10 protein-coding genes and 2 pseudogenes are annotated in these 12,451 nt (G+C 62.4%); 7 read left to right on the top strand and 5 right to left on the bottom strand.

Translation table 11 applies throughout. The features are described from left to right. Window positions 1–15: 15 nt before the first annotated feature. Window positions 16–1,040: pseudogene (locus CO656_RS11945) on the top strand (mechanosensitive ion channel family protein). Here the strand turns inward: CO656_RS11945 and CO656_RS11940 are convergent. Next, the gene (locus CO656_RS11940) at window positions 1,023–1,511 is read right to left on the bottom strand and encodes an Rrf2 family transcriptional regulator (RefSeq protein ID WP_037380395.1); all 489 of its coding nucleotides are present in this window, start codon (window positions 1,509–1,511) and stop codon (window positions 1,023–1,025) included. The pseudogene CO656_RS11945 and the gene CO656_RS11940 overlap by 18 nt on opposite strands. A 242-nt stretch (window positions 1,512–1,753) precedes the next feature. Between CO656_RS11940 and CO656_RS11935 the strand changes: the two genes are divergently transcribed. The 4 genes and pseudogenes from CO656_RS11935 to CO656_RS11920 all read left to right on the top strand — a co-directional run bounded on the left by CO656_RS11935 (window position 1,754) and on the right by CO656_RS11920 (window position 5,963). Then, a complete protein-coding gene (locus tag CO656_RS11935) occupies window positions 1,754–2,224 on the top strand; it encodes a cupin domain-containing protein (protein WP_037419431.1) in 471 nt (156 codons plus the stop codon). 262 nt (window positions 2,225–2,486) lie between these two features. Then, window positions 2,487–4,437, top strand: a pseudogene (locus CO656_RS11930) (methyl-accepting chemotaxis protein). A 198-nt stretch (window positions 4,438–4,635) separates the two neighbouring features. Next, entirely contained in the window at window positions 4,636–5,106 is a 471-nt protein-coding gene (locus tag CO656_RS11925; protein WP_097525899.1) for a carboxymuconolactone decarboxylase family protein, read from the top strand. After that, a complete protein-coding gene (locus CO656_RS11920; RefSeq protein WP_037419423.1) occupies window positions 5,106–5,963 on the top strand; it encodes a sigma-70 family RNA polymerase sigma factor in 858 nt (285 codons plus the stop codon). Before CO656_RS11925 ends, CO656_RS11920 begins: the two co-directional genes overlap by 1 nt. Before the next feature lie 80 nt (window positions 5,964–6,043). On the opposite strand, the gene CO656_RS11915 is transcribed toward CO656_RS11920, so the two are convergent. Then, complete coding sequence (locus CO656_RS11915) at window positions 6,044–6,295, bottom strand: helix-turn-helix transcriptional regulator (protein WP_037419419.1); 252 nt, start codon at window positions 6,293–6,295, stop codon at window positions 6,044–6,046. Between the two features lie 568 nt (window positions 6,296–6,863). Here CO656_RS11915 and CO656_RS11910 point away from each other — a divergent pair. After that, entirely contained in the window at window positions 6,864–8,684 is a 1,821-nt protein-coding gene (locus tag CO656_RS11910) for an ABC transporter ATP-binding protein/permease (RefSeq protein ID WP_037419417.1), read from the top strand. Between the two features lie 12 nt (window positions 8,685–8,696). Here CO656_RS11910 and queE read toward each other — a convergent pair whose 3' ends face one another. From queE to queC, 3 genes are read right to left on the bottom strand one after another with little or no spacing between them, the layout of a single operon-like run. Continuing rightward, complete coding sequence (gene queE, locus CO656_RS11905) at window positions 8,697–9,434, bottom strand: 7-carboxy-7-deazaguanine synthase QueE (RefSeq protein ID WP_097525898.1); 738 nt, start codon at window positions 9,432–9,434, stop codon at window positions 8,697–8,699. After that, window positions 9,431–9,787, bottom strand: coding sequence for a 6-carboxytetrahydropterin synthase QueD (queD, locus tag CO656_RS11900; RefSeq protein ID WP_097525897.1), 357 nt, complete (start codon window positions 9,785–9,787; stop codon window positions 9,431–9,433). Before queD ends, queE begins: the two co-directional genes overlap by 4 nt. Further along, window positions 9,787–10,497 (bottom strand): 7-cyano-7-deazaguanine synthase QueC, encoded by a 711-nt coding sequence (gene queC, locus CO656_RS11895; protein WP_097525896.1) that lies wholly within the window; start codon window positions 10,495–10,497, stop codon window positions 9,787–9,789. Before queC ends, queD begins: the two co-directional genes overlap by 1 nt. 337 nt (window positions 10,498–10,834) lie before the next feature. Here queC and CO656_RS11890 point away from each other — a divergent pair, with 337 nt between their 5' ends. Then, complete coding sequence (locus tag CO656_RS11890; protein ID WP_097525895.1) at window positions 10,835–12,421, top strand: glycosyltransferase family 39 protein; 1,587 nt, start codon at window positions 10,835–10,837, stop codon at window positions 12,419–12,421. Window positions 12,422–12,451 lie beyond the last annotated feature (30 nt).

The following is a 12,451-nucleotide window of genomic DNA, read 5'->3' as shown; positions in this document are numbered from 1 at the left end:
GCAAGTGAGCCCGCCATGTTCGCCGATCCTCTTTCTCTGCCGTTCCTGCTGATCAATCTGCTTGGGATTGCCGGCATTGTCGTGTGGCATCTGCAGGGGCGCGGGCGTCCGACCGCGCGGTTGATCGTCCAGATTCTGTTTTTCACCGCCATGACCGCCACACTCGGCTTCAGCGGGATCCAGCCGCACCGGGTGGACGAGGCACATCTGAACGGGCTCGCTGCATTCCTGGCAACGTCTGCAAGAGTTCTCTGGTGGACGCATCTCGCCTGGGCGACCATCGGATTCGTGCGCATCTACATCGTGCTCGACCGCAGGCCGCGGGAAGCGCGCCTGTTTCAGGACCTGATCATCGGCATCGTCTATCTGGGTGTGGCACTGTCCATCATGGGCTTCGTCTTCGGTGCGCCGATCGGCACGCTGACGGCAACCTCCGGCGTAGTCGCCATTATCCTCGCCTTGCCCTGCAGAATACGCTTGGCGACCTGTTCTCCGGCGTCGCACTGACGCTTGGCCGTCCCTTCGCCATTGGCGACTGGATACAGCTCGACGACGGAACCGAAGGGCGTGTCGTCGAAAACAATTGGCGTTCCACCCATCTGCTCACGCTCGCCAACAATGTCATCGTCCTGCCGAACAGCGCGCTGGCGAAGGTTGGATTGACCAACCTCAGCCGCCCGGACGAGACGCATCAGATCTTCGTGACCGTCCGTATCGCGGCAACGCATGTGCCGCACTTTGTCGAGGAGGTGCTGCGAACCGCGCTCGAAGACTGCCAGCGGATCGTCCAGGACCCGCCGCCCAGCGTCGGTCTCAAGGCAATCGACGCTGTGGCGATCGAAGCGGAGCTGCTGTTTCGCGTAGCTGGTCCGGCCAACCGAACGGCGGCGAGAAACGAAGTCATCGATCAGGTCGACCGTCACTGCAAGGAAAGTGGCCTCTCCTTCGCACTGCCGCCCCAGAGTTATCTCTACGCGCTCACTTCGCCGGACAAAGAACCGCAGGCCGTCATGGGTTCGCGCTCAACCGGCACGCTCTAGAACCCACTCGAAGCTTTTTTTCCAAAGCTCCGCCGGAACCTCCTTCGCCAAGGTGTCGATGAGATCCGACAGCTGCACGCTTCGGAGCTTTTCGCGCCATGCTTCGTCTGCCTCCCACATCACGCGCGCCACCGCGCAAGGGGCGCTTTCGCAATAGCCTTGCGGGCGGCACGGGTTGTTGGCGCGGATATTGTTGCAGACGAAGGTGCGTGCCTTGCCCTCCACCGCCTCGACGATATCAAGGAACGTCAGCTCGTCCGGTGTCCTGGCCAGACGGTAGCCGCCCGAAGGTCCGAGCGTCGTATGCACAAGCCCGGCCTGCGACAGGCTTTGCAGCGCCTTGGATAGGTATTCCTTCGGGACCCCATGGAATTCGGCAAGTGCCTTGGTCGACAGATAGCGGCCCTTGGGCAGGCCGGCGAGAATGGCGCAACAATGCAGTGCCCATTCCACTTGACTTTTCAGGATCATCGGAAATTACCGGGTCGATGCTGATCGACAGTTATTACGGATAATAGATATCCCTATTTGTCGTGTCTGTAAACACAACGCCTGCCGCTTACTACAGGTTAGGCGACGGACTGGCGTTTGCGCAAGGTTCCTCGATGATCGGGAACGCTTGCCCGGAGGGTGCCTGCGGGCTTACCCTCAAACGTTTCGCGAGCCCGCCCCGGCGCCCAGCCGAGGCGGCTGCGCCAGAGGGAGGTCCCATCATGAAAATCGCATCGATATGTGCAGTCGGATTGCCCGTATTCTTCGGGATCGTCACCTTTGCCTCGGCAGAGGATGCGCACACAATGATCGCTCCCGGTGATGTCAAGTGGGCGCCGGCGCCAAAGATATTGCCCGCCGGAGCAGAAATTGCAGTCCTGTTCGGCGATCCCAGCAAGGAAGGCTTGTTCGCCCTTCGGCTGAAGGCCCCGTCCGGCTATGTGGTCGCACCGCACACGCATCCGGCGGACGAAGTGGTCACGGTCATATCAGGGACCATTAATCTGGGAATGGGCGAAACGGCCGATCGGAGTGCCGCCAAGGCATTGCCGGCAGGCAGTTTCTTCGCCTTGCCGCCCAACATGGCCCATTTTGCCTATTTCGATGAAGAGACCGTGGTGCAGATTACCACCAACGGTCCGTGGGGCATCAAGTATGTCAATCCGGCTGACGACCCGCAAAAATCGCAGTGAGCCGCCCGAGCGCTCGGAGACACTGCCCCGCCACTGCAGGCGGCGGGGCAAGACAGGGAGCTATCCGATTTCCGCATTCCTATCCAATTCGCGAGGGTTTCGCTGCCTTCTCGGTAAAGCTGTGAAGCTTCATTAATCTTCGCAACCTCTTGATGCAGAAACGTGGCGCCAATGCTGCCTCAGGCAGCCTCTCGCGACTCCTGCCGCTCGAATGATTTGAGGGGCCTCTCCAACCTCTCTCATTCGTGCTCAGGACAAGGCAATGAAAAATTGGTCGACTATTCTCAAGATGCTGGTCATCCTCGGCGCCTTCGGTTTGTTTTCGTTAGGCACCGGCTTCTACGCCTCAATACAGATCATGAAGATTGACGGCGGCTATTCGAATTTGCTCGTCGAGCAGGTTCGCGCAGCGCAAAACATGGCCTCGGCGGGCCGGGCCTTGCAGCGAGCCCGAGCAGCGATTGCCGACAGCATCATGCTGACCGATCCCAAGGCGGTCGAGCAAGCCAACTCCGAACTGGCCGGGGCCAAGCAGACTTTCTCGGAACTGATGGACGTCGCCGCGCAGGCAAGTCCCGAGAATAAACATATCCCGGAATTCAAGCAGGCTGGTCTGGACATCCTTGAAAAGCAGTGCGCACGAGCCCTCGATCAAGGATCGAAAACGACGAATGCAATAGAAACGATGTCGGCGGTCAAGACATTCGCGACCGAATGCCAACCCGGCTTTCCACAACTGGCCGAGCAAATCGTCACCGAGACACGGACTTTGGAGCAGGCCGCACTCAAGGCCAGCGACGACCTCACGATCGTTTCGACATCAACCAGCAACAATACGCTCCTGATCCTGTTCGGTGGGCTCGCCCTTGTTCTGACAGCCTCCTATTTTGCTGTAAATTCGTGGATCGTGAAACCGATCAACGCCCTTCGCGACCTGATGGCGGTTCTCGCCGGCGGCAATCTCGGCGTTGACGTCGAGGGAACCGAGCGCCGCGACGAGATCGGCAAGATGGCCGCGGCCGTTCAGGTCTTCAAGGACAATGGCCTCAAGGCTCGCGAACTGGAGGGCCAGTCCGAGGAGATGCGGGCCACGGCCGAGCGCAACCGTCAGGCGGAGCAGGAGCGGACCGCTCGCGAGGCGGAGCAATTGCGTCTCGCGACGTCGACGCTTGGCGACGCATTGAAGCGGCTCGCCCATGGCGACCTCGCCTGCCGGATCAATGCAGCCTTTCGCGGCCGAATACGAGCCCCTTCGCGCCGATTTCAACGCGACGGTCGATCAACTGAGCCGCACCATCAGTGCCGTCGCCGTCTCGGTGCACAGCATGGACAATGGCACGAGGGAGATTTCGTCGGGTGCGAACGATCTTTCCCAGCGCACCGAGCAGCAGGCCGCCTCGCTGGAAGAAACCGCCGCGGCCCTGGACCAGATCACAGCGAACGTCGGCAACTCGACCAAGCGTACCGAGGAAGCCCGCACCGTCGCCAGCCGGGCCAATCACTCGGCGGTTCATTCGGCCGAGGTCGTTTCCCAGGCAGAAGGGGCGATGAAGAAAATCGAGGAGAGCTCGCAGCAGATCTCCAACATAATCGGGGTGATCGACGAGATCGCCTTCCAGACCAACCTCCTGGCGCTGAATGCCGGCGTCGAAGCCGCCCGCGCCGGCGAGGCCGGCAAGGGCTTCGCGGTCGTCGCCCAGGAAGTGCGGGAACTCGCCCAACGCTCGGCCCAAGCCGCCAAGGAGATCAAGGGCCTGATCCAGAACTCCTCCGCCGATGTCGGGAGCGGCGTCAAGCTGGTGCGCGACACGGGCGAGGCATTGAAAACGATCGGCGGCTTCATCGTAGAGATCAATGCCCATATGGAAGCAATCGCAATCTCGGCCAGGGAACAGTCGACCGGGCTTGCCGAAATCAACACCGCCGTCAACCAGATGGACCAGACGACGCAGCAGAATGCGGCGATGGTGGAGCAGTCCAGCGCCGCTGCCGTCTCGCTGGCGCAGGAAGCGTCGAAACTGCGCGACCTCGTCGGTCAGTTCCGGCTCGACGCCGCCGCCCAGCTCTCGGCTCCCGCGCAGACAGCCCGTGCAGCAACACCGGACAGCAAGCCGGTCGCGTCTCCTGCCCGCGCCCTCGGCCGGAAGATCGCCGGCGCCTTTGGCGGCAAGGCGACGGCCGCAGCCGCGGCGGAGGACTGGGAGGAGTTTTGACGGCTGGCCGACGGCCATATGCCGGAATAGACGCCCCTGTCGAACCAGTGCCAAAGGCCATGGGATCCGAGCGATCCCATGGCCTTAACGCTTTTCGACGTCTAAGGCCGTCAATGGGAGATAAAAAAGTCGGCGTCCATGTCACACTTGCAGGGTCCCGTCTCGTCATGATGTGGTAACCAACAAGAGGAAGCCATCATGACTGCCAAACTTGATCCTTTCGCCGCCGCCCCCGCCCTCATGAAGAACTGGATGAGCACCTCGCTCGCCGTCGCTTCGAGCCTCGAGGCCAGCCTGATCGAACTCGTCAAGATCCGCGCATCGCAGATCAATGCCTGCGCCAACTGCATCAACATGCATACGGCGGAAGCGCGCGCGAAGGGCGAGACCGAGCAGCGGATCTATCTGCTGTCGGCCTGGCGCGAGGCGCCGTGCTATACGGATCGCGAACGGGCCGCGCTCGGCTGGACCGAGGCGCTGACGCGGCTGTCGGAAGGACATGTGCATGAAAGCGCCTACCAGGCCCTGCAGGCTCACTTCACGGAGGAGGAGCAGGTGAAGCTCACGCTGATGGTCAATGTCATCAACGGCTGGAACCGCCTCGCGGTCGGCTTCGGCCTATGGGTCGATCCGGCCGCGGCAGCGGCCGCTGCCAAGGCGGTCGCCTGATGGCCGTCACCGGGCACGAAGATGCAGCGGCGGGTTTCGACCCGCTGCGTCCGAAGCTGATGCGCGTTGCCTATCGTATGCTGGGCTCCGTTGCCGATGCCGAGGACGTGCTGCAGGAGGCCTTCATCCGCTGGATGGGGGCCAACCGCGCCGCGGTCAGGGAGCCCGAGGCGTTCCTGCGTCGCACCGTGACGCGGCTGTGCCTCGATCAGCTGAAATCGGCCCGGCGCCAGCGCGAGACCTATGTGGGGCCCTGGCTCCCCGATCCTGTCGTGGAAGAGGAGGAAGAGGAGGACGTCACCTTGCCGCTGATGCTGGCGCTGGAGCGCCTCTCGCCGCTCGAGCGCGCCGCCTTTTTGCTGCATGACGTGTTCGGACTGGCTTTCGAGGAGGTCGCGACGACCATAAAGCGCGATCCGGCCGCCTGCCGGCAACTCGCCGCCCGCGCGCGCACCCATGTCCGCGAGGCGCGGCCGCGCTTTCGGGTCGAGAAGGAGCGCGGCCTCGAGCTGGCGAAGGCATTCTTCGACGCATCGCGCAGCGGCGACATGAAGGCGCTCGGCACCATGCTGGCGGCCGATGTCAGCCTCCATTCCGACGGCGGCGGCAAGCGGTCGGCGGCCATACGGCCGATCATCGGGTATGATGCGGTGATGAAGGTGCACGAATATCTGGCGGGATTGTTCCGCAAGAACGGCTCGAAACTCGTTCGCGCCGGCTTCGTCAATGGTCTGCCGGGCTTCGTCACGCTCGAAGCCGACGGCGAACTCCAGACGACCGCACTCGAAATCGAAAACGGAAGAGTCGCCGCGATCTATGTCGTGCGCAACCCCGACAAACTCCGGCACCTGCATTAGCCGGAGGCGATGAGCGATCTCAGAAGAATTGGGGAACGGAGGGCGACCCGGCCGACGCATCTCGCCGGCCGGTCGTTCAATCAGATTTCGCCGGGCAGGAAGTCCGAAATCGGCACCTGAAGGGCTATGGCGATTCGCTTCAGTTTTGCCGGACTATTATCCATGCCGCTTTCAATTTCGCTGATTTCAGCATTGGCGAGACCACAGGTGACGGCAAGATCTTCGATACTGTAGCCGACGGCCTCACGAGCGGCCCTGACGCGAGCGGCGATATCGCCGCCGACTATGGCAGAGGCGTGCTTGTGGCCAATGCTGGAGGGTGAAATGGACATAAATGTCTCCTTCTCTAGGCATTAAATTCTATGCGAATTCGCGGTTGAGTGCGGGTGACACGCGCCTTGGGACAAGCGGTAACGTTTTATGTCAATGTTGTAACATGAACAAGCCGAAATACGCCGCACCGCGACGATTGCGCTCGTAAGGCGATCACGGCAGCGGCCTTGCGCGTCCCCAATTGATATCAAAACCTGTTTCCATGAGGGCCGGTTGCCCGTACACTGGCGACATGGTTGTTACTGATTTGGCTGCATTTCAGCATTTACGGATATTCAGTCGTATACTTGCCTTTCCCGGGCTGCCGCCCGCCCCCGAATGCGGTCCTAGCAACGGCAGTCTCCGACCGTTCCGACTTTTACAGGACGAGCAATTGCCGCCGATCCTGGAGCGGGGCATCGACCTCGTTGATTCGGTATCGCCGCGAGCCTGCATCTCCTGCAGGACCGACCGAGATCGCAAAAACCCTGAACCGTCTGTTGATGCGTCGTGCTTGCCGATGAGCGCGGTGTACCGACCGTCGGGATAGGCCCGACAGGCTGTGCCCTTCGAAGGGAGGAACTGACGATGAAGAAACCGACCGGCAAGAAGACCGCGCCCCGATCGCCGGCCGCACCACCCGAGGGCAGCAGTATCTGGCAGCAGTTCGACATGATGCGGCGTGCCTTCGTCGCCTCGCCGCTTCTGAAGCCGATCCTGTGGCTGACCACTGGCAGCCTCGCTGTCATCATCGTCACCGCGATCGGTCAGATCATTCTCAACCGCTGGTACCGACCGTTCTTCGACTCGATCGAGCGGCGCGATCTCAACGCCTTTTTTTATCAGCTGCTGCTGTTCGTCGTCATCGCCGGCGTTCTCTTGATATTCAATGTCACCCAACAGTGGCTCAACCAGATGGTGCGGCTGAAACTGCGTGAAGGACTGACATTGGATCTGATCGGTCAGTGGATGCGGCCGCGCCGTGCCTTTCGACTCGCGAATGGCGGCGCGATTGGCGTCAATCCGGACCAGAGGATGCAGGAGGATGCCGGCCACCTGGCCGACCTTACCACCGATCTCGGCTTCGGCCTCGTGCAATCGTCGATCCTGCTCGCCTCCTTCGTGGGCGTACTCTGGTCGCTCTCAGCCGGATTCGCCTTCCAGATCGGCGACAGATCACTGGAGATCCCCGGCTATATGGTTTGGGCGGCGATCCTCTACGCCGGCTCCGCCTCCTGCGTGAGCTGGCTGGTCGCGCGGCCGCTCGTCGGCCTGAACGGCGAGCGCTATGCCCGAGAGGCGGATCTGCGATTCTCGATGATGCATGTCAACGAGCATATCGACGCCATATCGCTGGCGGGCGGTGAAGACGGAGAACGCAGACGTCTGGAACTCGATCTTTCCTCCGTGCTCGGGTCCGTGCGCAACATTTATCGCGCCCAGATCAATCTTGCCTGGGTGCAGGACGGCTATGGCTGGGTGACGGTCGTCGCACCGATCCTGATCGCCGCACCCGTCTATTTCGCGGGAAATATCAGCTTCGGCGGTCTAATGATGGCCGTCGGCGCCTTCAACCAGGTGCACTCTTCGCTCAAATGGTTCGTGGCCAATATCGGTGCGATCGCCGACTGGCGCGCGACACTGTTGCGGGTTGCCGCATTCCGGCGCGCGCTCATTGTGGCGGACACGCTGCACGACCGGGAAAAGCGGATAGAATTCGTCGAGAACGACAGAGCCAGCCTGACCTTCGACAATCTCGAAGTGGTTTCCCCGTCGGGCCGGACGAGGCTCGCCGAGCCCCATATCGAGATCGGCGCCGGACAGCGCGTCATCATCAGCGGCGATCCACGCGCCGGCAAGACATTGCTCTTCCGTGCCCTCGCCGGTCTCTGGCCCTGGGGCGGCGGACGCGTCGGTTTGCCCGTCGACGATTCCGTCGCCTTCATTCCACGCGCGCCCTATTTCCCGCGGGGTCGGTTGCGCAATGCGCTTGCCTATCCTCACTCCAACGGCTTTGCCGATTCGGAGATCGTCGCCGCGCTGACGAAAGTCGGCCTCGACCACCTGGCGACATCCCTCGACCAGGAAGCCCGGTGGGAGCGCGAGCTCAGCGACGACGACCAGCGCCTCCTGGCTTTTGCCCGGATACTCCTGCAACGGCCGCGCTGGGTGATCATTGATGAAGCACTGGAGACGATGGACAGCGACGCGCTGAAGCGCGCGCTATCGATCTTCGAAACCGACCTCAGGGAAACGGCGGTTATCAAGATCGGCCGCACGCCGCGCAATGGCGCGCTGTTTTCCCGCGTCATCCATCTCGTCAAGGATGCCGAAGGCCCGGCATTGAAGCCGGTGCGCTTCGCTGAGGGCGTGCCCGAGAAGGAATTGGCAACACAGGGCGCGCCTTGACGGCGACGCGCTTTAAACGCCGCGCCGGTTGCCCCAGATGAGCACATGCAGCTGCGGCAGCACGCGCACCTCGAACCATTTGTCGGCGGACACCCTGTCGACCAGCCAGCGCATCCTCTCCATCACGCCCTCGATGTCGATCGGCGCAACCTCGTCATCCGGAGGTGGCGGCGTGTGGTTGCCCGGCTGCAGATAGACCGGCAACTGCGGATGGCGCGCCGCCGCCGACCGCGCATAGGCATAGTCGACCTCGTCGAAGACGACGATCTTAAGGGCCGTCTGGGGCTTGCCCCTGGACGAGCGGAGACAGGCATCGAAGGCCTCCCAGTCCGTCTCCATGCCGCTCGAGGGCGGCTTCGGGCTCAAGACCAGCATGTCAAGATTGGCGAACCAGTCGCGGGCAACCGAACCCTGCGTCTCAAGGGCGAAACGATAGCCTTCCCGATGCCCCCGGTCGATCAGCGGCCCGAGCGGCTGGATCGCCGGATTGCCACCGGACAGCGAGACCATCACCGGCACGCCTCCGGAGAGCCGGGTGACCTCGCTCCAGACCTCCTCGACCGTCATTGCCCGCCACTCGTCGCGATAGGCGCTGTCGACGGCATGCAGGCTATCGCACCAGGAGCAGCGGTAGTCACATCCGCCGGTCCGGACGAACACCGTCGGGAGGCCAATCAGCGCGCCTTCGCCCTGAATGGTCGGGCCGAAGATCTCGCTGACGCGGATCTCGGCCGGTCGCGTGACGGTCATGGCCGGTATTCCGCCCAGGTCTTCTCCGTCTCGCTGACGCGCACGGCGCTTGTCTCCGGAAGCCACGCCTTGCACCACTCATAGAAATGCTGTGCCAGACACTCCGCCGTTACCCGGTCGTGCCCGAGCACGTCGTTCAGATGGCGGTGATCGAATGCCTCGTCGATATAGTGCTTGAGTGGCGCAAGCTCGTGATAGTCGCGCACGAAGCCGTGCTCGTTCAGCGTTTCGGCCGAAAGCTCCACTTCGACGACATAGTTGTGCCCGTGCAGCCTTGCGCATTGATGCTCGGGCGGCAGGCTCGTGAGCTGGTGCGAGGCGGAGAAGTGGAACTCCTTGGTGATGCGGAACATCAGCGAACCTCCGCGGCAGCGAAGGCGCGCGTCGCCGCGACCCAGAAATCCGGATCCTCGTATTCTGTGGCATCGGCGACGCCGGCGAGATGGAAGGCCTCGCGGCGCTCGACGCAGGTGCCGCAGCGCCCGCAATGGCGCGCGCCGCCCTTGTAGCAGGACCAGGTCTCGGCAAAGGGCGTGCCGTGCTTCGCGCCATCGGCGACGATATCGGCCTTCGAGACGTTGACATAAGGGGTATGGAGCGTGATGTCGGCATATCCCTCCAGCGCATGGTTCTGCATCGTCTGGAAGGCAGCGATGAAGCCTGGCCGACAATCGGGATAGATGAAGTGGTCGCCGCCGTGCACCGCGGCCGCGACCGCGTCGGCCTTGCGGGCAGCCGCAACGCCGAAGGCGATCGCCAGCATGATGGCGTTGCGGTTCGGCACGATCGTCGTCTTCATCGTCTCTTCCGCATAATGGCCGTCCGGCACGTCGACGTCGTCGGTCAGCGCCGAGCCGGTGAGATGGCGGCCGATCTCGCGAATGTCGATGATCTGGTGCGGCACGCCGAGGCGCCTGGCGCAGGCGGCGGCGAAGTCCAGTTCCTTGCGGTGCCGCTGGCCGTAGTCGAACGACAGGAGGCCGACGAGCTCATGTTCCGTCGCGATCTTGTGCGCAAGCGAAACGGAATCCAATCCGCCGGAGCAGATTACGATGGTTTTCATGACAGGTGTCCTTGTTTTGACCGGGTAGGCTGCGACCGGGGAGTTACCTGCCGGTTTTTTAGAGCCTTTTATGTCCAAATGAAAGGTCTCTGTCTGTGTGTGTGTGTGAAGCTCGATACCGCCTCAGCGAAATTCACTTCCACCATGAGCGCAGTGACACAAGGTCCAGGATCCGGCACCAGGGCAATTCGTTCTGCTGCTACCCTGGCGACAATCAGAGATTGCTTGGCTATAGTGTCCGCGACTGTGGACACCGAAGCTGCCGCTCCAAATCAGCGAGGCACGCAAATGTCCCTGTCGCATACAGAGTTTTGCATCGTTCGGCCGGTGAAGGTATATGTCGGGTTTCGGTCTCAGGCCCAGCAATGGCGTGGTTCTTGGCGCGATTCTGGTGCTGGCGGCCCTGTTCCGTTTGCACGACGTGCAGCAGCCACTGGTCGACGCCTTCAGTTGGCGCGAAGCCAGCACGGCGATGATGGCTGACAATTTCTTCCTGCGGAGCTGGAACATCTTCTTTCCGGAGGTGAGCTGGACGGGGCCGGGACCCGCCTACCAGGGTCGCGAGCTCCAGGTGATCTCCTATATCACCGCCATGCTTTATGCCGTGTTCGGTTGGGACGAAATGTTCGGGCGGCTCGTCGCCATCGCCTTCGGGGTCTGGGGCGTCTTCGCCCTGCACCGGCTGATCGAACGCATCTGGGGCGCTGCCCATGCCCATGCCGGCGCCTTTCTGCTGGCGATCATGCCAGGCGCCGTGATGATCGACCGCTCTTTCCTGCCCGATCCGGCGATGTTGTCGCTGGTGACAACCGGCGCCTGGCTCTATGTGGCCTATCTGCAGAACGACCGAATACCGCTGCTCCTCGCGGCCGGGCTGATCACCACCATCGGCGTACTTGCCAAGCTGCCGGGTATCGCAGCCGTCGTGCCGATGACCTATGCGACATTTCTCATCCTGCAGCGGCGAGGCAAGCTCAGTCTTCGCCGCATCCTGCAAATCCTACCTGTCTCGCTCATCGCCGGAGCGCTCATTCTCGTCTACTACCGCTGGGCCCACTATCTCGGCACCAACTATCCGCCCTATCACATCGCCGGCAGCGGTTATCTCTGGAGCGATGGGGTTGCCAAGTTCGTCAGCGAAGGGTTCTACATTCCCGCCACTTGGAAGATCGCCAGCAACTGGCTCTTCACCCTGCCCGTGATGATGCTTGCGGGCGTCGCACTCTTGGCCGCACCGCCGACGACACCTGAAACGGCACCCGGCCGCGCGGCCTGGTTCTTCCATGTCTGGCTCGCCGGCGCGGCGCTCGTCTATTTCTTCGCCGCGCGCGAGATCAAGACCAATCCCTGGAACTTTCACATCTTCAACGTGCCGATGGCCGCACTTGCCGGGCGCGGGCTGATCCTGTTGAGCAGTATAGGCGGCGAACGGCCAGGGGGTATTCGATCGCGCGCGCTGCGTTTGGCGGCGATCACAGCCGTCGTCATTGTCGGCGGCAGCATACCCGGGCTCACGCTGATGAAGACGCCCTATGCGGATTCCGGCCATAAGCTCGGCGAGCGGCTCAGCGAACTCAGCCAACCCGGCGAACTCGTCGTCACCGCTACCCCCACGATCGGCGATCCGGTGGCGATCTATTACAGCCGTCGCCGCGGCTGGGTTTTCCCGCCGGGCGGCGGCGAAAACGACTGGTCGATGCTGCTTGCGGATGAGGACGCGATCCCGACGCTGGAGGCGCTGCGCGCCCAGAACGCCACGTGGTTCGGGATCACCAAGAACGCGCGCGACATGCAGCGGCGCAAGCTCATCGAATACAACAAAGCGCTGATAGCCCACCTCGACAGGACCGCCGAACGCGTAGTCGACGACGATACGATGCTGATCTACCGCCTGGCGCCCCGGATCGACGCCGCGTCAAATTGATATGCTCTGGTTTCGAGCCGAACGGCAGCC

This window comes from Sinorhizobium sp. FG01 (assembly GCF_002531875.1).
Classification (GTDB): Bacteria; Pseudomonadota; Alphaproteobacteria; order Rhizobiales; family Rhizobiaceae; genus Sinorhizobium; species Sinorhizobium fredii_C.
Note: the sequence above shows the minus strand (reverse complement) of the source record. Positions and strands in the feature narration are given on the sequence as shown.